Source organism: Pseudobutyrivibrio ruminis AD2017 (assembly GCF_000424305.1).
GTDB classification, from domain to species: domain Bacteria; phylum Bacillota; class Clostridia; order Lachnospirales; family Lachnospiraceae; genus Pseudobutyrivibrio; species Pseudobutyrivibrio ruminis_B.
On record NZ_KE384162.1, the window covers coordinates 363319 to 387182 of the forward strand.

Annotated in this window: 22 protein-coding genes, 1 tRNA gene and 1 other annotated feature; of the genes, 1 reads left to right on the forward strand and 22 read right to left on the reverse strand. The window is 38.0% G+C overall.

Translation table 11 applies throughout. The features are described 5' to 3' along the window. Window positions 1–72: 72 nt before the first annotated feature. The 14 genes from G611_RS0111920 to G611_RS0111985 all read right to left on the reverse strand — a co-directional run bounded on the left by G611_RS0111920 (window position 73) and on the right by G611_RS0111985 (window position 15262). The gene (locus G611_RS0111920) at window positions 73–2334 is read right to left on the reverse strand and encodes an ABC transporter substrate-binding protein (protein ID WP_028243813.1); all 2262 of its coding nucleotides are present in this window, start codon (window positions 2332–2334) and stop codon (window positions 73–75) included. A gap of 517 nt (window positions 2335–2851) precedes the next feature. Next, complete coding sequence (locus G611_RS0111925; RefSeq protein WP_028243814.1) at window positions 2852–3088, reverse strand: KH domain-containing protein; 237 nt, start codon at window positions 3086–3088, stop codon at window positions 2852–2854. 29 nt (window positions 3089–3117) lie between these two features. Continuing rightward, window positions 3118–3360, reverse strand: coding sequence for a 30S ribosomal protein S16 (gene rpsP / locus G611_RS0111930; protein WP_015549838.1), 243 nt, complete (start codon window positions 3358–3360; stop codon window positions 3118–3120). 41 nt (window positions 3361–3401) lie between these two features. Beyond that, window positions 3402–4742, reverse strand: a complete 1341-nt coding sequence (gene ffh, locus G611_RS0111935) for a signal recognition particle protein (protein ID WP_028243815.1) — start codon at window positions 4740–4742, stop codon at window positions 3402–3404. 3 nt (window positions 4743–4745) lie between these two features. Next, window positions 4746–5081, reverse strand: coding sequence for a YlxM family DNA-binding protein (gene ylxM, locus G611_RS0111940; protein ID WP_028243816.1), 336 nt, complete (start codon window positions 5079–5081; stop codon window positions 4746–4748). 121 nt (window positions 5082–5202) lie between these two features. Beyond that, window positions 5203–6414: a threonine ammonia-lyase gene (gene ilvA, locus G611_RS0111945; RefSeq protein ID WP_028243817.1), complete on the reverse strand. Its 1212-nt coding sequence runs from the start codon at window positions 6412–6414 to the stop codon at window positions 5203–5205. A gap of 25 nt (window positions 6415–6439) precedes the next feature. Then, the gene (ftsY, locus tag G611_RS0111950) at window positions 6440–7369 is read right to left on the reverse strand and encodes a signal recognition particle-docking protein FtsY (protein ID WP_028243818.1); all 930 of its coding nucleotides are present in this window, start codon (window positions 7367–7369) and stop codon (window positions 6440–6442) included. Between the two features lie 2 nt (window positions 7370–7371). Beyond that, on the reverse strand, window positions 7372–10932 hold the full coding sequence (gene smc / locus G611_RS0111955) for a chromosome segregation protein SMC (protein WP_028243819.1): 3561 nt from the start codon (window positions 10930–10932) through the stop codon (window positions 7372–7374). Window positions 10933–11113: 181 nt separating this feature from the next. Continuing rightward, a complete protein-coding gene (rnc, locus tag G611_RS0111960) occupies window positions 11114–11818 on the reverse strand; it encodes a ribonuclease III (RefSeq protein ID WP_028243820.1) in 705 nt (234 codons plus the stop codon). A gap of 87 nt (window positions 11819–11905) precedes the next feature. Continuing rightward, a complete protein-coding gene (gene acpP / locus G611_RS0111965; protein ID WP_028243821.1) occupies window positions 11906–12142 on the reverse strand; it encodes an acyl carrier protein in 237 nt (78 codons plus the stop codon). Window positions 12143–12145: 3 nt separating this feature from the next. Then, the gene (gene plsX / locus G611_RS0111970) at window positions 12146–13168 is read right to left on the reverse strand and encodes a phosphate acyltransferase PlsX (protein ID WP_028243822.1); all 1023 of its coding nucleotides are present in this window, start codon (window positions 13166–13168) and stop codon (window positions 12146–12148) included. A 95-nt stretch (window positions 13169–13263) separates the two neighbouring features. Continuing rightward, complete coding sequence (gene rpmF, locus G611_RS0111975) at window positions 13264–13443, reverse strand: 50S ribosomal protein L32 (protein ID WP_028243823.1); 180 nt, start codon at window positions 13441–13443, stop codon at window positions 13264–13266. Window position 13444: 1 nt separating this feature from the next. Further along, window positions 13445–13975, reverse strand: coding sequence for a YceD family protein (locus G611_RS14855; RefSeq protein WP_051195248.1), 531 nt, complete (start codon window positions 13973–13975; stop codon window positions 13445–13447). 90 nt (window positions 13976–14065) lie between these two features. After that, the gene (locus tag G611_RS0111985) at window positions 14066–15262 is read right to left on the reverse strand and encodes an acetate/propionate family kinase (RefSeq protein WP_028243824.1); all 1197 of its coding nucleotides are present in this window, start codon (window positions 15260–15262) and stop codon (window positions 14066–14068) included. 141 nt (window positions 15263–15403) lie between these two features. Here G611_RS0111985 and G611_RS14860 point away from each other — a divergent pair, with 141 nt between their 5' ends. After that, on the forward strand, window positions 15404–16573 hold the full coding sequence (locus tag G611_RS14860) for a nucleotidyltransferase family protein (RefSeq protein WP_051195249.1): 1170 nt from the start codon (window positions 15404–15406) through the stop codon (window positions 16571–16573). Between the two features lie 32 nt (window positions 16574–16605). Here the strand turns inward: G611_RS14860 and G611_RS0111995 are convergent. From G611_RS0111995 to G611_RS0112030, 8 genes are all read right to left on the reverse strand, one after another. After that, window positions 16606–16677 (reverse strand) — tRNA-Glu (locus G611_RS0111995). Window positions 16678–16806: 129 nt separating this feature from the next. Next, a complete protein-coding gene (gene galE / locus G611_RS0112000; protein ID WP_028243825.1) occupies window positions 16807–17823 on the reverse strand; it encodes a UDP-glucose 4-epimerase GalE in 1017 nt (338 codons plus the stop codon). A 201-nt stretch (window positions 17824–18024) separates the two neighbouring features. Then, on the reverse strand, window positions 18025–18384 hold the full coding sequence (gene rplT / locus G611_RS0112005; protein WP_028243826.1) for a 50S ribosomal protein L20: 360 nt from the start codon (window positions 18382–18384) through the stop codon (window positions 18025–18027). A 43-nt stretch (window positions 18385–18427) separates the two neighbouring features. After that, window positions 18428–18625 carry a 50S ribosomal protein L35 gene (gene rpmI / locus G611_RS0112010; RefSeq protein ID WP_028243827.1) on the reverse strand — a complete coding sequence of 66 codons (198 nt, stop codon included), beginning with the start codon at window positions 18623–18625 and terminating at the stop codon, window positions 18428–18430. A 17-nt stretch (window positions 18626–18642) separates the two neighbouring features. Then, the gene (infC, locus tag G611_RS0112015) at window positions 18643–19140 is read right to left on the reverse strand and encodes a translation initiation factor IF-3 (RefSeq protein WP_028243828.1); all 498 of its coding nucleotides are present in this window, start codon (window positions 19138–19140) and stop codon (window positions 18643–18645) included. Window positions 19141–19167: 27 nt separating this feature from the next. After that, window positions 19168–19289 (reverse strand) — a sequence feature (ribosomal protein L20 leader region). A 51-nt stretch (window positions 19290–19340) separates the two neighbouring features. Continuing rightward, window positions 19341–20159, reverse strand: a complete 819-nt coding sequence (locus tag G611_RS0112020) for a Cof-type HAD-IIB family hydrolase (RefSeq protein WP_028243829.1) — start codon at window positions 20157–20159, stop codon at window positions 19341–19343. Next, window positions 20152–22317: an RNA degradosome polyphosphate kinase gene (locus G611_RS0112025; protein ID WP_028243830.1), complete on the reverse strand. Its 2166-nt coding sequence runs from the start codon at window positions 22315–22317 to the stop codon at window positions 20152–20154. Before G611_RS0112025 ends, G611_RS0112020 begins: the two co-directional genes overlap by 8 nt. An 8-nt stretch (window positions 22318–22325) precedes the next feature. Then, entirely contained in the window at window positions 22326–23849 is a 1524-nt protein-coding gene (locus G611_RS0112030) for an HD domain-containing protein (protein WP_028243831.1), read from the reverse strand. Between the last annotated feature and the right edge of the window lie 15 nt (window positions 23850–23864).

The following is a 23864-nucleotide window of genomic DNA, read 5'->3' on the forward strand; positions in this document are numbered from 1 at the left end:
CCTTTATCATAAAAATGTCTTCTTGGGGCCTAAGCCCCAAGAAGCAACTTAATCAATATCCAGTATTGATAATTATCTCATCTGAAGATTAGCAAGATCATCAAAGATGTCATAGAAAGGTGTTGCATCCTTTACTATAGTATCTGTGTTAACACGCTGTGTTGCGTATGTTACACAATTCTGTCTCTGGTAAATAGGAATCTCAACAGCGTAATCTACGATAAAGTCAAGACACTCCTTGTAAGTAGCCTTTCTGTAAGCCTGGTCAGCAGATGCTCTAGCATCCTCAATAAGCTTATCAAGCTCTTCAGAATAAATAGCATACTGGTAAGCTGAACCACCCTTGCTGTGGTATACCTGATACATATCAGGATCAGCTGTAGCACCCCAAGCTGCACACCAGATTTCAGCCTTCTGAGCTGAAAGTGTATCCCAAAGTACTGAAGAATCTGAAAGATCGTTAATAGTAAGCTCAAAGCCAATCTTAGCAAATGCCTCAGAAGCTGCTGTAAGGATACCAAATGATGGATGATCACCAGAACCCATACCAGGAATCATAGCTTCGTAAGAAAGCTTAGCACCAGCAGGAGCAGCTGTAAGCTTGCCATCCTCAACTGTGTAACCAGCTGCCTCGAAGTAGCCAAGAGCTGCCTGAAGAGCTGCATCATACTTCTCATCATCGCTCATACCATCTGAGTAGATTTCGTTGCCATCAACATCCTTAGAGAATGCGATTTCGTAATCTGGATCAGACTTCTGTGGAGCTGCCCATGAAGAGTTTGAAATTGGGTAGTTAATAACCTCTGCTGCCTCTCCATAGTAAGAATCAATAACTACATCACGGTATGCTGCGATAACTGTTGCGATAGCCTTACGTAAATCCTTTGACTGCTCGCTTGAAGGATCGTTACCAACCTTTACGTTAAGTGAGCACATACCAATGTAACCATAACCAAGGTAATCTGTAAGCTGAGTTGTGATTGTATCACCAACTAAGTCGTTCTCAGAGTTTTCAGAAGAAATCTGCTCTGATGTTGCCTTAGAGAATGAAGGCTCAGCGATATCTGCTGTACCCTGAACAAGTGCAGGAACCTTATCAGCTTCCTGTGTCTCCTTAAACTGAATCTCAGATACGCCAGGAGCACCAAGGTAGAAGTTCTCATTTGCCTCTAAGTAAGCAACCTTGTTTGAGTATTCCTTAAATGTGAAAGGACCAGCGCCAAGTGGCTTTGTTGTCTTTTCTCTGATTGATGAAAGATCATTCTTAGGGAAACCAAACTTGTTATTATCGTAATCATACTGTGCCTTGTCACCATAGTAATGCATTGGAGCGATTGGAAGTGCAAGCTTCTCAATTGCTGGAGCAGAGAACTCTGTAAGTGTAAGTGTCATTGAGTAATCACCAGTCTTAACAATACCAGAAATGTGGTCTGCAGACTCGCCAGTCTCAACACCAGTTGTAGACATTGTAAGAACATCTGCTGGGAATGAATCAGCGATTGTTACACTAGCAGCTTCCTTATCCATTGCTGAGAAGTTCCATCCGTACTGCTCACCGATTGCCATGAAGAAGTCTTCTGTAGTAGCGCCATCTGGAAGTTCAAATCCCCAAGCAGCAGCAGCTGTCTTAACATCATCTTTATCAGCAGCTGCACCAGCTTCTACCATGTAATCTACGATAGACTGTGTAAATGCTGCACCTTCGTTAGCGCATGCATCCCAGAAAGCCTTCTGCTGCTCTTCTGTCCAATTAGTAAAGTCTGTATTGTCTTTACCAGCAGCAGCGATAAGTGATGAAAGTGTTGAAACACCACTTCTATATTCTTCCATACCCTCTACAGGAAGTGAAGAGAATGTACCTGGTCCATCATAAGTTGGATCAGAGTATGCGTACATTGTAAAGATTAAGTCATCAATAGTAAGTGGCTCACCATCTGAGAACTTAATGTCATCTCTAAGTGTAATATCATAAGTAACTGTTCCATCTTCATTCTCTGTAATGTCAATCTTTGATGGTGTGTAGTAAGTGTACTCTGTACCGTTGTAATCTTCTTTGTAACCATCAATACCATCAAGAATGTACTGACCACCTCTTGTAGTTCTTGTTAATGAAATATTAACAAGCTTCTCCTCGATGTAACTATCTGGAACAGACTCAGCAAAAAATGGGCTGAACTTCTGGCTCATTGCGTCCCATGCAATAACAAGTGGAGTATCTGAGCCTTTTGAATCTCCACCCTTTGAAGCGCTGTCGCCACCCTTTGAACCACAGCCTACCATCGAAAGTGCCATAGCAGCTGCAAGAACAAGGGAAACTACCTTTTTCTTCTTCATAAGTAATCCTCCTGAATTATATTTATCTACATCTCTTCCCGAGAATGCAAACCCCTGTAAGTAAAACACAGATTTAAAAAGCATTATTATTCATAAAAATGCTTTTACGTAAAAACCTCTATTAAGAAAAGAAATTATTGGAATAATGTTGAACAATAAAAAATGAATCTTAATACATTAAGACGCCTTAATGTTAGCATTAAAAATTTCTCCCTTAAAAACATCTGTATCTCCCTGACAGACATCCCGTATACAAAACCCCATATCTTGTATAAAGTAGGTTTATTATAGTAAAAAAATTTCTAATATTCAACTTTTGTATATTTATGCATTTACAATTTATATTTAGTAATATTTATATAAAAATAGCGGTTTTTCGACGCATTTTATTCATTTAAACGCCTATCACCTTAAAGTGGTAAAGGATTGTATCCATAAAAAAACAATATTAAATGTTGATTATATAATTTGTCAGAATATAAAAAAAGGAGCCTGAATAAATCAGACTCCTTTGTCTTTAATTTACATCAATTATATCAACAATAACTTTCTTGTCAATCTTTGAAGCTGCAGCCTTAACAACTGCACGAATAGCCTTGGCGATACGGCCCTGCTTTCCAATAACCTTGCCCATATCAGAAGGAGCAACGCGAAGCTCTACAACGATAGACTTAGCGTCCTCTTTCTCTGTAACTACAACTTCATCAGGATTGTCTACAAGTGACTTCGCAATTACTTCAACTAATTCTTTCATCACTATTATCCTTTTCCTTTCGAGTTATCTTATTGAACGCCTGCCTGCTTGAAAAGTCTTGCAACTGTCTCTGTTGGCTTTGCACCGTTAGCAATCCACTTCTTAGCTGCCTCAGCGTCAACTGTAACCTCAGCTGGCTCCTGGTTAGGATCGTATGTACCGATCTCATCGATGTTTCTACCATCACGAGGTGCTCTTGCATCTGCTACTACGATTCTGTAGATTGGTCTCTTCTTCTGACCCATTCTCTTTAATCTAATCTTTACTGCCATTTTAATTTCCTCCTAAATAATAATACTTTAAATGGTCTTTGTTAAAATGGGAAACGCATACCACGTCTGCCTTTACCCATCATATTTGGCATCTGCTTCATCATTTTCTTCGATTGCTCGAACTGTTTAACAAAGCGGTTTACCTCTGCTATATCTAAACCAGCTCCAGCAGCAATTCTGTGCTTTCTGCTAGGATTTAGTAATTTGGGATTCTCACGCTCAGCAGGTGTCATCGATAAGATGATTGCTTCAATGTGAGCAAGCTTTTTATCATCAACAGCTCCTTCTATCTGAGCCATCTGACTAGCATTAATACCTGGCATCATACCAAGTATAGATGTAAGTCCTCCAAGCTTTTTCATCTGCTCCATTGATGTGAGGTAATCGTTGAAATCGAATGAAGCTTTCTTTACCTTTTTAGAAAGTGCAAGTGCTGCATCCTTATCGATTTCTGCCTCTGCCTTTTCAATGAGGGATAATACATCTCCCATTCCAAGGATTCGGCTAGCCATTCTATCTGGATGGAACTGCTCTAAATCTGAAAGCTTTTCACCCATACCAGCGTAAAGAATAGGCTTTCCTGTGACAGCCTTAATAGAAAGTGCTGCACCACCACGAGTATCACCATCAAGCTTTGTGATGATAACACCGTCAATGCCAATCTTTTCGTCGAATGTAGATGAAACATTAACAGCATCCTGACCAGTCATGGCATCAACTACCAAAATGGTATTGAGAATATCGATGTTTTTCTTGATAGACTCAAGCTCGTTCATCATATCCTCATCTATATGAAGACGACCAGCTGTATCGAAAATAACTACATCAAAGCCGTTCTTCTTAGCATAATCCATAGCTTCCTTAGCTATCTTAACAGGTTTTTCCTTATCTCCTAAGGAGAAAACCTCAACCTCCTGCTTCTTTCCGTTGATCTGGAGCTGTTCAATAGCAGCTGGACGATAAACGTCACAAGCAACAAGAAGTGGTTTCTTACCACGCTGCTTTACCTTACCAGCAAGCTTTGCTGTGGTAGTTGTTTTACCGGCACCCTGAAGACCAACCATCATAATAGTAGTGATGGCACCGCCAGTACCGAAAGTAATATCTGTAACGTCAGAGCCCATAAGATTAACAAGCTCTTCGTTAACAATCTTTATAACCATCTGTCCAGGGTTAAGACCATTCATTACATCAGAACCAATGGCGCGCTCTGTGACAGTATTTGTAAACTGTTTTACAACTTTGAAATTAACATCAGCTTCTAGAAGAGCCATTTTAACTTCCTTAAGTGCAGCTTTAACATCTGCCTCGGAAAGTCTACCTTTGCTCTTAAGGCTTTTAAAAACCCCTTGAAGCTTCTCTGAAAGAGAATCGAATGCCATATATTATAATTCCTCTAATATCATACTAGAAATACGGGAAATTTCAGTCAAAGTATTTTCATTAACATCTCCCGCTGTCAATTCGTTAATGCGAACTACATCTTTTCTGATGTTCATAAACTTATCAACAAGATGAAGCCTGTTTTCATAATCTGATAAAAGCTTGTCGCATCTTTTTAAAATGTCGTGTACTGCCTGTCTGGAAATAGAAAGGCTGTCAGCAATCTCTGAAAGAGATAAATCTTCATTGATGCTCATTTCATATACAGTGCGCTGATGTTCTGTTAAAAGCTCACCATAGAAATCATATAAATATCCTGATTTAATCTTATCTTCCATTGCTCTCCTCTTACGACCTCATATAATATACTATAATTAAGAAAAGGTGTCAAGCGTTTTTACTTGACACCTTTCCCTCATCCGCCCCTTCGGGGCACCTTCCCCCAGAGGGGGAAGGCTATTATAGTGAAGTTCTTACTATTTTTGGTCTGTAGCCTGCTTTGTCTAAGGCTTTTATGATCTGTTCCTTGTGGTCGGTGCCGAAAGCTTCAAGTGTAATGCGAAGCTCAACAGCTGCGGAACGATTGGTTGTAACAAACTGATTATGCTCAAGCTTGATAACATTTCCCTGCTCATCAGCAATAACCTGAGATACCTTTGCAAGCATACCTGGTTTATCTGGAAGTAAAACAGATACAGTAAATATTCTGTCTCTAAAGATAAGTCCCTGCTGTACAACAGATGACATTGTAATAACGTCCATATTGCCACCTGATAAAACAGAAACAACCTTTTTATCTTTAACACCTAAGTGATTCAAAGCAGCAACTGTAAGAAGTCCAGAATTTTCTACTACCATTTTATGGTTTTCTACCATATCAAGGAATGCAACAATAAGCTCATCATCATCTACTGTAATGATTTCATCGATGTTTTCCTGTAAGTATGGGAAGATATTGCTTCCTGGAGTTTTAACTGCTGTACCATCTGCAATAGTATTAACTGTTTTAAGAGTTGTAACCTGTCCCTTTTCAAAGGAAGCCTTAAGTGATGCAGCGCCGCTAGGCTCAACACCAATAACCTTAATCTTAGGATTAAGAAGCTTTGCAAGAGTAGAAACTCCTGTAGCAAGTCCACCACCACCGATAGGAACTAAGATATATTCTACAAGTGGAAGCTCTTTAAAGATTTCCATTGCAATAGTGCCCTGACCTGTAGCAACAGCTAAATCATCAAATGGATGAATAAATGTATATCCATTTTCTTCAGCTAACTTATAAGCATATTCACATGCTTCATCATAAACATCACCATGAAGAACTACATCGGCGCCATAGCCCTTTGTACGGTTTACCTTAATAAGAGGTGTTGTAGTAGGCATAACAATAGTTGCCTTTACTCCGTATTTGCTGGCTGCATAAGCAACCCCCTGTGCATGGTTTCCAGCAGATGCTGTAATAAGTCCCTTAGCACGTTCCTCATCTGACAATGTGCTAATTTTGTAATATGCACCTCTAAGCTTGTAAGCACCAGTAAGCTGCATATTCTCTGGTTTCAAATAAACTGTGTTACCGCATTTCTCACTAAAATAGTCGCTGTACACAAGCTTTGTTTCCTTTGTCACCTCTGTGACGATTTTTGCTGCCTCTTCAAATTTGTCCAATGTAAGCATAATCAAGTCTCCCTTTTTGTAAGCCTTAGCCTTCAGCGTAGAATAATGCGTCTACGAATTCATCTGCGTTGAATTTCTCTAAGTCGTCAATAGTTTCACCAACACCAATGTATTTTACTGGCAATTTTAACTCAGATTGTATTGCAATTGCAATACCTCCTTTTGCAGTTCCATCTAATTTTGTAAGAACAATACCAGAAATATCAGTAACCTCAGAAAATTCCTTTGCCTGAACTAAAGCATTTTGGCCTGTTGTACCATCTAAAACAATAAGTGTTTCGCGGTAGGCCTCTGGAAACTCTTTTGAAATTGTATTATTAATCTTAGAAAGCTCATTCATAAGATTCTTTTTGTTATGAAGTCGACCTGCTGTATCTACTAAAAGTACATCACAATCTCTAGCCTTAGCAGCATGAACAGCATCATACACAACAGCCGCTGGATCAGAGCCCTCTGGGCCACCAACAAATTCAACACCTGCTCTGTCAGCCCATTCCTTAAGCTGATCAGATGCTGCAGCTCTAAATGTATCAGCTCCGGCTACCATAACCTTTTTACCATTTGCTTTGAGCTTGCCGGCAAGCTTACCTATTGTAGTAGTCTTGCCAACACCATTAACTCCAATAACAAGCACAACTGATGTCTTTTTCTCAAAATCAAAAGCTGTTTCCCCAAGAGCCATCTGTTCTTTAATCTCGTTGATAAGAAATTCCTTACATTCAGATGGTTCCTTAATATGTTCCTTTTTAACAGCATCTCTTAAATCATCAAGAATCTTTTCTGTTGTGCGCACACCAATATCGCCCATAATAAGAACCTCTTCAAGCTCTTCATAAAAATCGTCATCGATATTGGTAAATCCATTGAAAATATAATCCATGGATTTTATAAAATTGTCCCTTGTCTTTGTCAGCCCTTTTATAAGACGCTGCCAAAAGCTAATTTTTTCTGCCATAATTAATCATCCAACTGTGACTCAATAAGATTTACAGAAACAAGAGCAGATACACCCTTCTCCTGCATTGTGATACCAAACAATCTATCAGCTGCGTTCATAGTACCACGTCTATGAGTAATAACAATAAACTGTGTGTTCTTTGTAAGCTTGTGTAAGTAACCTGCAAATCTATCTACGTTTGCATCATCTAAAGCCGCCTCAATCTCGTCAAGAAGACAGAATGGTGAAGGCTTAAGATTCTGGATTGCAAATAATAGTGCAATAGCTGTAAGTGATTTCTCACCACCGGACATCTGCATCATATTGATAAGCTTCTTTCCTGGTGGCTGTGCGTTAATGATAATACCTGTCTCAAGCAAGTCTTCCTCATCAACAAGGGCGAGGGAACCATGTCCACCACCAAACAGCTCCTTAAAGGCCTTATCAAATTCTCTTTGGATATCCTTAAATCCTTCAGCGAACTGCTTTCTCATTCCTTCATCAAGCTCATCGATGATACGAACAAGAGAAGCCTCAGCCTCAACCAAATCGTCATGCTGTCCCTTAAGGAAGTTGTATCTTTCAGATAGTTCCTTAAATTCCTCAATAGCATTAACGTTAACGTTGCCCATCGAACGGATTGCATTTTTGATTTTAGCTGCATCCTTTTTCATCTGATCTAAATCGTTGTACTCAGGATCCTTAAGCTCTTCTGCAGAATGATATGTTAATTCGTATTCATTCCACATGTAGTTATTCTGACTAGAAATTGCATCAGCAATCTTTTCATGCTGAGAATCTAATCGGTAGATTTCCTTGTCCAAATCAGAGATTCTATCCGAAATCTCCTGACGCTGTTCAAAGAAGTTCTTATGAGAGTTGTTTAACTCTTCACGCTTAGCAGTTGCCTCTTTGATTTCTTCCTCAAGCTGTCCAAAGGAATCATCTGATGCAGCAATCGTAGCCTTAATCTCTTCGATTCTTTGCTTTTTATTTTCTGTTTCTTCTTTTGTAGAAGCAGCATTTTCTTTGATAGAAGCAATATCTCCATCGCACTTTTCAATTTCTGAAAGTACACGATCGATATTCTGCTGAACAAAATCTACCTTCTGTCTAGCGTTAGCTTCTTCAATCTGAACCTCAGACATTGTTCTGTTAACAGATGTCTCCATGTAGGTCTTTTCATCAACTTCATCAGAAAGCTTTTGGATTTCAGCCTTAAGTTCAGCTTCTCTATCCTCAGATTCTTTCTTTTCGAATTCGATTTCCTTCTTGCCAGAAGCGATTTCAGTAAGCTGTGACTCTAATTCTTCGCTTTCCTTTGATAATCCTTCGTAAGCAGTTAAGCTTTCCTTCTTTTGTTCGTTAGCTCTATCAAGACCAAGCTTTGCAGTATTAAGAGCAATAGCTGCAGCGTTAAGCTTTGTAGTGTTTTCTTCTCTGTCTGCCTCAAGCAATGATGCAGCAGTTTCGATTTCACCAGCTCTGTTCTTAAGCTCTTCCATCTCAGTAGATATTGTATCAAGCTTCTTTTCTAGCTCTTCGATTTCTCTGTTTCTACCAAGAAGATTAGATTTGTTCTTGAAGTGACCACCAGTCATAGAACCACCTGGGGCCAAATATTCGCCATCAACAGTAACAATATGAATACTGTAATTATTCTTCTTTGCAAGTGCTATAGCTGCATCGATGTTATCTGTAACAACAACACGTCCTAAAAGATAAGCAACAACACCTTCAAATTTGCTATCACAGCTAACAAGCTCTGAAGCAAGACCTAGAACACCCTTTTCCTTTAGAACCTCAGTCTTTTTGAAATTACCTCTACCATCTACAGATGTAAGAGGAAGGAATGTGGCACGGCCAAGCTTGTTTTCCTTAAGAAAGGCAATAAGCTTTTTAGCACTTGCTTCATCAGCTGTAACAATATTTTGAATGTTACCGCCAAGTGCTGTTTCGATGGCCATTTCATATTTCTTTTCTACATGGATTAAGTCAGAAACAACGCCCTCGATACCATCGATTTTGCCTTTCTGCTCCATAATCTTTCTTGTAGAATTACCATAACCTTCATAGCGCTCTGCAATATTCTTTACAGATTCAAGTCTTGTCTGAACGCGAGCTAATTCATCCTTTTTAGCCTGAAGCTTTTCAGTATTTTCTCTGCCCTTATTCTTCCATTCAACAGCCTTTGCTGAAAATTCCTTATCCTTATCCTGAAGTGAAAGAAGCTCTTCCTGTGCCTTCTTAAAATCTTCTTCAGCTAAAGTAACAGCTACATCTAAATCTTCTTCTCTTGTTTTTCTCTCAAGGAGTCGCTGGTTAAGCTTTGCCTTACGGATATTAGTCTGCTCAAGCATTGTCTCAAGACGCTGTTCCTTAGACTTAATGGATGCTCTGTTGTTAAGCAATTCCATAATAGCTTTGTTATCGGCTTCGATTTTTTCGTTATTAGTATTAATTGCAGCCTGTAACTCGCTATAATTATTCTTAACAGCTGTAAGTCTTTCTACTGCCTCTTCTAAAGTCTTATCTAACTCTTCCTTTTCCTTCTTAAATTCATCTAATTGAGACTGTTTCTCGGCTTTTTCAGCTTCGATTTCAGAAACTCTGGCAGCTAAGCTTTCGTCTGTTGCATTAGCAGAACGAATCTGCTCCTCTAAAAGAAGGATTTCGTTTTCAAGCTTTCCTTTAAGAAGTGTTGAATCAGATTGATTCTTTTTTAAGGTTTCGATTTGCTCATCTAAGCCAGAAATCTGTTCTTCTAAGGAATCATATTTGGTACGAATTTCTTCCTGAGCAATCTTGCTTTCTTCCATATTAGCTTTAGCAAGATTAGTGTTCTTCTCAACCTCGTTTAAGGCAGCTGTAAGTCTATCTACCTCTAACATGAAGGAATTAACATCAATTCGCTTTAATTCCTCTTTATATTTTAAATACTGCTTTGCATCCTCTGACTGCTTTTCAAGTGGTCCAATTCTTCGTTCCTGTTCTGAAAGGATGTCGTTAACACGAACAAGGTTTTCTCTTTCGCTCTCAAGCTTCTTAACAGATGCTGCCTTACGCTTTTTATATTTAACAATACCTACAGCTTCATCAAAAAGCTCACGTCTATCCTCTGGCTTACCAGATAAAATCTTTTCAATCTGGCCCTGTCCGATGATAGAATAGCCTTCTTTACCGACACCAGTATCATAGAAAAGCTCAGAAACATCCTTTAATCTACAAGGTGTTCCATTTAAAAGATATTCGCTTTCGCCTGAACGATATACTCGTCTGGCGATAGTAACCTCTTCATAATCTACCGGAAGAACATGGTCAGAATTGTCCATTGTAAGGGCTACGTAAGCATAAGAAAGTGGCTTTCTAGCCTCTGTACCAGCGAAGATAACATCCTGCATTGATGCACCTCTAAGCTGCTTGGCAGACTGCTCACCAAGAACCCATCGTACGGCATCGGCTACGTTACTCTTACCAGAGCCGTTAGGACCTACAATGCCTGTGATACCGTTATGAAATTCAAATTTCATTTTGTGGGCAAAAGATTTAAAACCGTATAATTCTATACTTTTAAGATACATTATTCACTCCTATAGTCTGCTTAGAAACGGGAATTTTTAGCTCGCTTGTTACGAATACAATAATTCATACTCTTTCAGTCGCTAACATGCTCCTTGCAGAGTATAAATCATTGTATTCTACAAGCTATTTATAGCTTTACCATTTCGTATTCCAAGCTCGTTTAATTTTTCATAACCACGATTAGATGATGTTAATCGCTTCCTCCTGGTGAAGGCGGACGAGGCCTTCGTAGGCTGCTTCTTGTTCGGCAGCTTTTTTAGTACGGCCCTTGCCTTGGCCTAAGACCTTATCGCCGACTACAGCTTCAACTGTAAATTCTTTAGCGTGGTCTGGACCTTTTTCTGATATAAGGTTGTATGTAAGAGGCTCTTTATATCTGGCCTGAACAACCTCTTGTAAGCTTGTTTTGCTATCATAGAATAGCTGCTTATGTTCAATATCATTAAGTACAAATCTGTGGATATATGCAGAAGCTGGTTCCATTCCGCCGTCAAGGAACATAGCTCCAATTGTAGCTTCGAAAGCATCAGATAATATTGATTTGCGGTTACGTCCACCAGTCATATCCTCGCCCTTTGATAAATAAACGAAATCTCCAAGATTAATTTCCTTGCAAATGTAGGCTAAGGTAGGCTCGCAAACAATGCTAGCTCTAAGTCTAGATAACTTGCCCTCATTCAAATCAGTATAATTTAGATACAAAAACTTGCTAGAAACAATTTCAAGAACAGCATCACCTAAAAACTCTAATCTTTCATTATCGCTAAACTTTGGCATATGATGCTCGTTTGCATATGAACTATGAGTAAGTGCCTGCTTTAGTAAGCTTTCGTCTCTAAACTCGTAACCGATAATCTTTTGAAAATCTTTTAAATTAGTATTCAATAGTATTACCTCCTGAGTTTAAAATAGTGTCCAGCCATCTGGACACAAAATGTGCAAGCACAGTTTAGCTGCACTTGCACTAAATAATTATTTATTTGCAACTGTCTTCTTGATGAGCTCTACTGCATCGCCAACTGTAGAAAGCTTCTCTGCAGCATCTGTATCAACTTCAATGTTAAGCTTTTCCTCAACACCCATGATAATCTGGAATACATCAAGTGAATCTGCTCCAAGGTCATCAACAAATGTTGTCTCAGCTGTGATTTCAGCAGCATCTACATTTAATACCTCTGCAATAATCTCTTTAAGTAAATCGAATTCCATATTTTAATCCTCCTTTTTATTTTCTAAAACAATATTGTCACGAATAAGCTCATTTATCTTCTGTTCTTTAAAAGTTACACACTGGAAGATAGTGTTTTTAACCTCTCCAGCCTTGGCACTACCGTGTGTCTTAACAACAAGTCCCTTTAAACCAAGCAATGGAGCTCCGCCATATTCACTAGCATCAAAGGCTTTAAGTGTTCCCTTTAATGCTGGAAGCGCCAATGCAGCACCAATCTTAGATCTAAGAGTACTCATAAGACCACCCTTAATAACAGAAACAAGTGTGCCAGCTAAACCTTCATATAATTTTAAGATGACATTACCAACAAAGCCATCACAGATAATTACATCTGCATCACCATTTGGAATGTTTCTAGCTTCTATACTACCAATAAAATTAATATCAGTACATTCCTTCAAAAGAGGCATAGTTTCCTTAACTAAGGCATTCCCCTTTTCCTCTTCTGCACCAACATTAACGATAGCAACACGTGGATTCTTAATTCCTACAACCTTTTCCATATAGATGCTTCCCATTTTAGCAAACTGAACTAAATGGCTGGCTCTACAATCCACGTTAGCTCCTGAATCTGCGAGGAAGGCTACACCTGTCTTAACTGGGAATAAAGTTCCAAAAGGTGCTCTTTCAATACCACGAATACGGCCTACAATTCCAAGTCCGCCTGTTAAAAGTGCCCCAGAATTACCAGCAGACACAAAAGCATCTGCCTCATTATCCTTAACCAAATGAAGGCCGACTACCATTGATGAATCCTTTTTACGCTTAATAGCAGCAACAGGATGCTCTGCTGTTTCAATAACCTCAGTAGCATTTTTTATTTCTATTTGATCTTTTGGGTAGGAATACTTTGCCAATTCAGCATTGATTTCATCTTCCTTTCCTACCAAAATAACCTTAATATCTTTTTTTAAATTTACTGCATCTACAGCACCCTTTACCATCTCTAAAGGAGCATTATCTCCACCCATGGCATCAAGTGCAACAACTGTTAAATCACTCATATGAAATCCTTTCCATGCATGCTTATAAAAGTATATATGATATATGAAAATATTTCAAATAAAAAACCTCTCGGCAGCACCGAGAGGTTTTGCAATTAATCAACTGCGATGATTTCTTTTTTGTTGTATGAACCACAGTTCTTGCAAACTCTGTGAGGAACCATAAGCTCGCCGCACTTGCTGCACTTAACAAGAGTAGGATTGCTCATCTTCCAGTTTGCTCTTCTTTTATCTCTTCTTCCCTTAGAAGATTTGTTCTTTGGACAAATAGACATGCTATTTCACCTCCTTAAAGCTATTAAAGACATCTAAAAATTGTGCCATTCTAGGATCTAAAACTGTATCATCACAACCACAAGGTTCAATGTTACGATTCTTACCGCAAACTGGGCAAATGCCCTTGCAGTCATCCTGGCACAATATCTTTGCCGGGAAATTCACTAAGATCTCGTTTAAAATGAGTTCATCTACATCTATTTCTTCGCCTTCGGCAAAGGAATAAGGTCCAAGGTCCTCATCTGCAACAACCTGTCCCTCAGAAACTTCAACAGTCTCATCAACAGAAACAGGAACATTAAAAGTCACATCTGATAAGCATCTGTCACACTGTCCTTTAACAGTACTGTTAGTACTGAAGGTAATGTGAAGCTTACCCGAACCAATCATAGATAAAACTACATCAAATGGCTCTATGTGATTGATAGAAAAATCACTGCCAAGATAAGAAAAATTACTTATATCACATGTTCCAGCAAACTTCTTACTTTGATCAGGTAATGAAGTAATATCTTTAATAGAAATCTTCATAAATATCTCCTATCCACACTTGCACAATTATACTAAGCTTTATATTTCTTGTCAAATATTTTTTCAAAATTAACAACGCAATTAAGAAAATTATTTTCCTGATACGATTGCAGCTGTATCTCTAGCAATCATAACCTCTTCGTTTGTAGGTACAACATATACCTTAACCTTAGAAGCGTCAGAAGAAACAAGTCTCTCCTCACCAGCTACATCATTTCTTGTATCATCAAGCTCAACGCCCATGAATCCAAGATGATCACATACAGCCTTTCTAAGGCCTGCATTGTTCTCGCCAAGACCAGCTGTGAAGCAGATGATGTCTGCGCCGTTCATAGCTGCTGCGTATGCACCAACATACTTAGCAATACGATATGCAATCATATCCATAGCAAGCTGTGCTCTCTCGTTTCCTTCTGCAGAAGCTGCGATAAGGTCACGGAAGTCTGATGAAATACCAGAAACACCAAGTGCACCTGATTCCTTGTTAAGTACGTTCATAACACCTGCGAAATCAAGACCTTCCTTCTTAGCCATGAATTCAACAGCTGAAGGATCGATATCACCTGAACGTGTTCCCATAACAAGACCTTCAAGTGGTGAAAGACCCATTGAAGTATCTACAGACTCACCATTTAATACTGCACAGCAAGATGCACCGTTACCGATGTGGCAAACAATAATCTTAGAGTTCTTAAGATCACATCCGTCCAACTCAGCTACACGCTTAGAAACATAGCTGTGGCTTGTTCCGTGGAAGCCGTAACGACGAACGCCATACTTCTCATAATATTTGTAAGGAACTGCATACATGTATGCTTCCTTAGGCATTGTCTGGTGGAATGCTGTATCAAAAACACCAACCTGTGGCTTACCTGGCATAAGCTCACGACATGCATTGATACCAATAATATTTGCAGGATTGTGAAGTGGAGCAAGATCGTTGCACTCTTCTACAACCTTAATCATTTCGTCTGTAATAAGAGCTGACTCAGCGAACTTCTCACCGCCGTGTACTACTCTGTGACCTACAGCATCAATTTCATCAAGTGATGCGATAGCACCTGTCTTGTCGTTTGTAATAGCATTAATAACAGCTGCTACAGCCTCTTTGTGTGTAGGCATTGGGATTTCTGTTGTCTCCTTACCTAGACCAGCCTTCTGGTATACGATACGTCCATCGATACCGATTCTCTCGCAAAGACCCTTGCAAAGTACCTGCTCGCTCTCAGAATCAATTACCTGATACTTAAGAGATGAGCTACCACAGTTGATTACTAAAATCTTCATAGTAAAAAATCCTTTCTTGTCGAAATTTTTCTTTCTTTAAAACTTTTTCTCATAACTAGTACATTATAACACTAAATGGTATCATCTCAACATAATTTTCATGTATAATGTACATAATAATAGTTTTTTCGGAGGAACAAAATGGTAGTTGGAATAGTTGCGGAATATAATCCATTTCATAATGGGCATAAACTCCAATTAGATTACGCGAAAAATGTATTAAAAGCAGATACTATTATAATTGCTATGTCTGGTTCTTTTACTCAAAGAGGTGAAATTGCCTGCTTCGATAAATACATCAGAGCTGAGGCAGCCCTGTTATGTGGAGCTGACATTATATTAGAAATACCAACTATTTTTTCTACAAGCTCTGCAAAAGAATTCGCATCAGCAGGAATTAGCCTTTTAGCCGCAACAGGCATAGTTGACACTATACTTTTTGGTGCAGAATGTGACGATGTGAATCTGTTTATGAATAGTGCAAACAAGCTTATCGAACTAGAATCAAACGGAACTCTTGATAATGATATAAAAGCAAGCCTTGCTTTAGGTGAAACATATGCTGTAGCTCGTTCTAAGGCCCTAGAAAGCTATATTCCATCAAATCTGATTAATTCGCCAAACAATATATTAGGATTGGAATATTGCCGTTATATAAGAGAAAACAAGCTAAATATGAACATCGCAATATTAAAAAGAGCTGTTAATGAATACAATTCCAAAAAACTTACCGGAAAAATCAGTTCAGCTTCTGCTATCCGTTCACATTTATATAAATATAACCTTATAGAAGCTGTTCCAGAATTAACAACGGACATTTACAACAATAATGTTTCACTAATGCCTGATGATATTTCTCAAATGCTACATTATAAGCTACTTTCAACAAACGACTTCAGCATATACTTAGATTGCAACGAGGACCTATCAGATAGAATTAACAAATCAAAGGATAAATATATTTGTTTCACCCAGTTCTGCGATTTATTAAAATCAAAAAATAACACTTATTCGAAAATAAGTCGTGTCCTTTGCCACATTCTACTTGATATTACCTGGGATGAATTTAATAGCTTGAAGGAAAAGGGTTACATAAAATATCTTAGAATGTTAGGCTTCAGTAAAAACGGAAGTAACGTTCTTGGTCAGATTAAAAAATCAAGCAGCCTTCCATTAGTTACTTCACCAAATGAAAATGTATATCATACAGATTTATATTCAAGCGATATCTACAGAGCAATATTAACCTCAAAAACCAAAGAAATAATACCTACAGAATATACCAGAAAATTCACATTAAGAAATGTATAAAAAAAGCACTCGAATTATCGAGTGCTTTTTAGCAGTTCCTAGCGGAATCGAACCGCTGTTTTCGCCGTGAGAGGGCGACGTCTTAACCGCTTGACCAAGGAACCATATTTGTTTTTGTCGCTTGCGACGCTGTTAATATTACTATGGATTGAAGGATAAGTCAACAGGTTTTTTGAAAATTTTTCATCCGCCCCCAAAAGGGGCACCTTCCCCCTACTTAGGGGGAAGGCATTTTAGTCTTCGTAACCGTTAGGGTTATTCTTCTGCCATCTCCATGAGTCAGCACACATTTCCTTAATACCATATTCAGCTTCCCAGCCAAGTTCCTCCTTAGCCTTTGTAGCATCTGAATAGCATGTAGCAATATCGCCAGCACGACGTGGCTTAATTGAATAAGGAATCTTAATACCGTTAGCTTCCTCAAAGTTCTTTACGATGTCAAGTACTGAGTATCCTACACCAGTACCAAGGTTGTAAATCTTAAGACCAGCATTTTCTTCAATCTTCTTAAGAGCCTTAACATGTCCCTTTGCAAGATCAACTACATGAATGTAATCACGTACGCCAGTACCATCTGGAGTATCATAATCATTTCCAAATACACCAAGCTCTGGAAGCTTACCAACTGCAACCTGTGTAATATAAGGCATAAGGTTATTTGGAATTCCGTTAGGATTCTCCCCCATTGTTCCTGATGGATGAGCACCAATTGGATTAAAGTAACGAAGAAGAACTACATTCCATTCGTTATCAGCCTTCTGCATATCAGAAAGAATCTGCTCAAGCATTGACTTAGTCCATCCATAAGGATTAGTGCACTGTCCCTTAGGGCAATTTTCTGTAATAGGAATCTCCGCTGGATCACCATATACAGTTGCTGATGAAGAGAAAATGATATTCTTGCAGTTGTGCTTACGCATCACATCTACAAGTGTAAGTGTACCAGCAATATTATTTTCATAGTATTCCCAAGGCTTAGCTACTGATTCTCCAACTGCCTTAAGGCCAGCGAAATGAATACAAGAATCAAGCTGCTCCTTCTCAAATACTTCATTTAATCTATCTCTATCAAGAATATCTCCTTTATAGAATTTTACAGGCTTGCCTGTGATAGCTTCTACTCTCTTAAGAGACTTTTCTGATGAGTTGCTAAGATTATCGTAAACTACAACATCATATCCTGCCTGCTGAAGCTCTACACATGTGTGGCTGCCAATAAACCCTGCACCACCTGTAACCAATATAGCCATAGTTTTATCCTCCTTGAAATAATTTCAGTAAATAGATTAACAGATATCGACCGATAATAAAAGGCGATAAGAATTAAATAATTACCAAAAATAACCAACAATTACTCAAAATTTTGGAAGTATGTATTAACATCTGAATATTTACATAAAAAAAACTCTTACCAGACAAAGTCTGATAAGAGCATTTTCATCATGTTAAGATTAAGCTGCAACCTTAGACTTTGCAACCTCAACGAGCTTTGCAAAACCTTCTGCATCGTTAACTGCCATCTCAGCAAGCATCTTTCTGTTCATCTCAACACCTGCAAGCTTAAGACCATACATGAACTTAGAGTATGAAAGTCCATTGATACGAGCTGCAGCATTGATACGAGCGATCCAGAGCTGTCTGAACTGTCTCTTTCTCTGCTTTCTACCAGCATAAGATGATGTAAGGGCACGCATAACTGACTGCTTTGCAACACGATACTGCTTGCTTCTAGCGCCTCTGTAACCCTTTGCTAACTTTAATGTTCTATTATGTCTTTTCTTAGCGTTTAATCCGCCTTTAATTCTTGCCATTTTAAATTCCTCCTAACCAAAAATCAATTACACAACCAACATCTTAGATGTATGGAAGTACTTTCTTCATGTTCTTTACATTTGTTGAATCAACGATAGCTGACTGACGAAGATTTCTCTTTCTCTTTGTAGTCTTCTTGGTTAAGATATGGCTCTTGTATGCCTTGTTTCTCTTAAGCTTTCCTGTTCCTGTTACCTTAAAGCGCTTTGCAGCTGCTCTTCTTGTCTTCATCTTTGGCATGATAAATTCCTCCTGTATTACGATTTCTTTTCTGTAAGCACCAGACTCATACTACGGCCTTCAATCTTTGGTGCCTTTTCCACTACTGCAACATCTGCAAGTGCCTCTGCAAAATCGTCTAAGATGTGCTTAGATGACTGCATATGTGCCATCTCACGTCCACGGAAACGAAGTGTAACCTTAACCTTGTCACCTTTCGAAATGAACTTTTTAGCTGCATTTACCTTTGTGTTCATATCATTAGCATCAATGTTTGGAGACATTCTTATTTCCTTAACCTCAACAACATGCTGCTTTTTCTTGGCTTCCTTTTCCCTGCGTGCCTGCTCGTAACGATATTTACCGTAATCTACGATTTTGCATACTGGTGGATTTGCCTTAGGTGAAATCTTTACTAGGTCTAAACCTTCATCATCGGCAATCTTCTGTGCCTCTCTAGCTGACATAATGCCAAGCTGTTCCCCATCAGAGCCAATAACGCGAACTTCTTTGTCGCGAATCTGCTCATTAATCATTAATTCGCTAATGGTACTACCTCCAAAAAATAAAAAAAATAGTGGATACAGAATATCCACCATAAATCATCACAAACAAGGTTTGTGTGAAGTATAAACCCGAGTCACTATTTAGTGCTAAGGTGAGAGTGGATACTCTACTTTGTTTTCACAACATTGATAATTTAACACATAACCAAAAATACGTCAACAGTTTTGTGCTAATTTAATATAAATTTATAAATAACCTCTGCTATAGCTCCATTATTATTATCATTTACAGTAACATAATCAGCAATAGCTTTGAGCTCTTCCCTAGCATTTGCAACGGCAACTCCAATACCAGCTGCTTTAATCATACTAATATCGTTTCTTTCGTCTCCGACGGTAACAATATCTTCTATTGAAATGCCTAAGTGGTTAGCAAGCTTTACAACACCATCACCCTTTCCAGTGCCCTTTTTGATATATTCCAAAAAGGCATAGTGTGAAAAGAAGCTTTCGAATCTGTCTCCATATATATCCTCATGATTATCCTTAAAGGCCTGAAGATTTTCTGGATGATCGTAATCAATTGCTATAAGCTTTGTAATATTCTTATCTTTAAGTTCATTAATATCAGAGAGATATACAAGCTGTTCTTTTGATAACTTCTTATAACTTTCTACGAATTTGTTATCGTTAAAAGTGTATATATGCTCAGCATCAAAAGTAACGCATGTAAATCCGCTTTTTAATACTTCGGTAATGACCTCTCTTGCGTCATCATTATTGATGTAATCCCCAAACAAGGTATCATTTGTCTTCATTGTGGTACCGATGACTCCCTGATGTCCAAGGATATAGACGTTATCTCTCATAAATTCGTCATATACTGAAAGAATTTCTCTAAGGGCATGATTTGGTCTGCCTGTATTAAAAGCAAATATATGACCAGCATCTAAAAGTGCTGTGATAGCATCAATGTTTTCCTTTGAAATAGTTTTGTCGTCATTAAATAGTGTGCCGTCCATATCAACGGCTAATATCTTTTTACTCATCAATAACCTCATTAGCCAGAATCGGTGTAAAGGTTCTCTTTTTTATAAAATCAACTTCTGGCTCATTATTTCTTTTTGCCTCACGACAGAAGGTGTCCTGAGCGCCTATGGCCTTTTTTGAACGAGGCGGCTTTATTCTAACATATGATGAGTCATCTGTCATCTCATAAGCTTTTAATGTATCTGATAACTGAACATCCAAAATATGCTTAACCTTAAGCTTTAATGTCTCATCCTCAACTGGGAAAATAATTTCCACACGTCTATCAAGATTACGAGGCATCCAGTCTGCTGAGCCCATATAAATATCCTCTACTCCATTATTATAGAAGTAGAAAATTCTTGCATGCTCAAGATATGTTCCAACAATAGATGTGACGTGAATATTTTCACTAACTGATGGAATACCAGTTTTCAAACAGCATATACCTCTTATGATAAGCTGAATCTTAACTCCGGCTCTGCTGGCCTCATATAGCTTTTCTATAATTTCCTTATCACACAGGGAATTCATTTTTGCAATGATTCTAGCTTCCTTTCCCTCTTTTGCATGACTGATTTCTCTGCTTATAAGACTGATAAATGTATCTCTAAGCCAAAGAGGTGCTACTACTAGCTTATTCCAGCTTGCAGGCTCCGAATATCCAGAAAGCATATTAAATACGGCTGTTGCATCCTCTCCATAGGTTTCGTTGCAGGTGAACATACCGCAATCTGTATAAAGCTTTGCTGTAGAATCATTATAGTTGCCAGTTCCAAGATGAACGTATCTTCTGATTCCATCCTCTTCACGACGTACAACAAGGGCTATCTTACAATGAGTCTTTAACCCTACAAGACCATATATTACATGCACACCTGCCTTTTCAAGCTTCTTTGCCCATATAATATTATTTTCCTCATCAAATCTGGCCTTAAGCTCAACTAAAACTGTAACCTGCTTTCCATTTTCTGCAGCATGAGCAAGACTTGCTATAATAGGTGAATTACCACTTACTCTGTAAAGAGTCTGTTTAATGGCAAGTACCTGTGGGTCGTATGCTGCCTGGGTGATAAAATCTACAACAGGATCAAAGCTTTCATAGGGATGATGTAATAATATATCTCCTTTTTTTATTTCATCAAAAATCTTGTCGCCTGAACGAAGTCTTGGATTTTCCTGTGGCTTAAAAGTAGCAAGGCGCAAATCATCCCTGCCATCTATTCCATATAATTTCATTAAAAAGGTTAAATCTATAGGACCTTTTATTTTATAAATATCAATTTCATTTACTCCAAGATTCTTCTTTAATATAGAAAGAAGCTTTTTGTTAATAGTCCCTTCTACCTCCAGTCTGATAACCTCACCCCATTGACGAGACTTAATCTGCTTTTCGATTTCAAGAAGCAAATCCTCTGCACCCTCTTCATCAATAGAAAAGTCTGCATTACGCATAATTCGATATGGAGATGCTGCAACTACGTTGTAATTTAAGAATAGCTTGTCCATGTTGCGCTCGATAATCTGCTCCAGCAAAATAAAGCAATCGTGATGCTTTTCATCTGAAGGAAGTGCAACGAATCTAGGCAATACAGATGGAACCTGAACAGTAGCAAACTCTACATCATCATTGCTTTGACCAGCAACTGTGCTTCCCTTTTTCTTTTCGATTAAGGCAGCAATATTTAAGGATTTATTTCTGATTAATGGAAATGGTCTTGATGCATCAAAAGCCATTGGCGTTAAAACAGGGTAAACCTGACTCATAAAAAATGAATCAATGAACTTAAGCTGCTGCTCATTCAAATCCTCGTATTTATCATAAATGATAATTCCATTTTCCTTTAGGATAGGATTGAGATGCTTGCCAAAGATATTGTACTGCATATCCACAAGCTCTCTTGTTTTTTCATTTATTGCGATAAGCTGCTCGGTAGGAGTCATTCCAGCAATATCAGGCTTTGTGTAGCCAGCGTGCTCCATATCCTTTAGTGAAGCTACTCTTACCATAAAAAATTCATCAAGGTTAGATGAGGTAATGCTGACAAATTTAATACGGTCCAAAATAGGCAACTCCTTAACCATTGCCTCATTTAAAACTCTAAGCTCGAACTTCAACCAGCTTAATTCTCTATTATCGTAGTATTTTGGGTCTGAAATATTAATATTATCTGCCATATTTCCTCCTAAAGCTTATCGTTTTCTTTAAGAACAGGTTTAATAGAAAAAATATCTGCAAAGAAATCTGCATTCTTTTTAAATAAACCTTTTTCAAGGGCAAGTGAACTATTAGCTTCAATAGATATTACAAGCTCTCTATCCTTAACCTTCATAGAAACATTTTTGATTTTCTGCTTGTGAGACCTGTCTAAAGCATTAGCAACCTTTAATATTGAAAGCAGCTTAAGTATTATCAAATACTCTTCTACCGTAAATCTATCTGAAAGATTCTCGTAAGGTTCTACAGGCTTTCTGTTGAATTCAACTGTAGTTGCAATAAGCTCTCTTTCCTTATGAGTAAGGCCTAAGATTTCAGAAGACATAATGATTGCATAGGAACAATCTGCAGCCTCCGCAATTGAAATATATTTACCACAATCATGTAAAATCGCTATGCATTGAATAAGAACCTTTTGTCTTTTTCCCATTCCATGATATTTTTTCATGGCATCAAATATTTCTGTAGAAAGCTTGTATAAAGCCTTTAAGTGTGGCTGATAGCTACCATATCTTTTAGCAATAGCCCATGCAGCAGAAATAATATCATTGTCAAAATCATGAGAGGCTGTAAGCCATTTCTTTGAATAGCTATGGTTATAAGCCATACCTTCACAAACAGATACACCAGGTGCATATACAGTTGAAGGCTTGAGAGTTTCTGCCAAAACCTTATATAGCATAACCGTAGGCTCTACAAAGCTTACATTGTCTAAATAAACATCATTCTCAACCTCAAAAGTTTTTATGTAGGATTTATTAATCTTATTTAAAAAATCCAGATAGTCCTTAGTCTTAACCTTCTTAGAAGAAAAGCCTGATATTTTTTCAGCTATAGTACTAACCTGAACGCCCAAAAGAATCATGTACTTTGGCTGGATTTCATTTAAAAACATGGTTTTAAAAACCTCAAGCTCCTTGTACATCATTTCATAGGCCTGCTCAAAGGAATTGACTGATGAACTACCTAACTTCTTGAGATTTTCACTAATTGAAACAGTACCTAAAGACAAATGTTGAGTTGTAACTATTTTTCCTTTTGAAAATAAAGTGATTTGTAGAGAAACGCCTCCAATATCTATCATGACAGCACTATCACTGATTATTTCTTCGAAATCCTCAATGGCAGCTGCGGCCTGATATCCCAAAAATCTCTGTTCTGAATTTGATAAAACTGTAACTGAAAAACCAGTATGAACCTTGATTTGTTCTAGAACAATTAAAGAATTGTCTGCATGCTTGATGTTAGGACCAGCAACAACTGAAAAACTGTCTACCTTATAGCTTTCCATTGTTCTTTTCATATCATTTAAGACCCTGCAAAGCTTGTCGCAGGTTTCAGGCATAATTCTTCCAACAGAAAGAATATCCTTAATGATATCAGATGAAATCTTAAGGGTATCAATAGTTTTGATACCCTTTTGCTTGCTTATTTCAAAGACCTTCATTGTGGTCTCGTATGAACCTATGTAGATACTAGAAAATAATTTCATACCTTCCCCCATTTA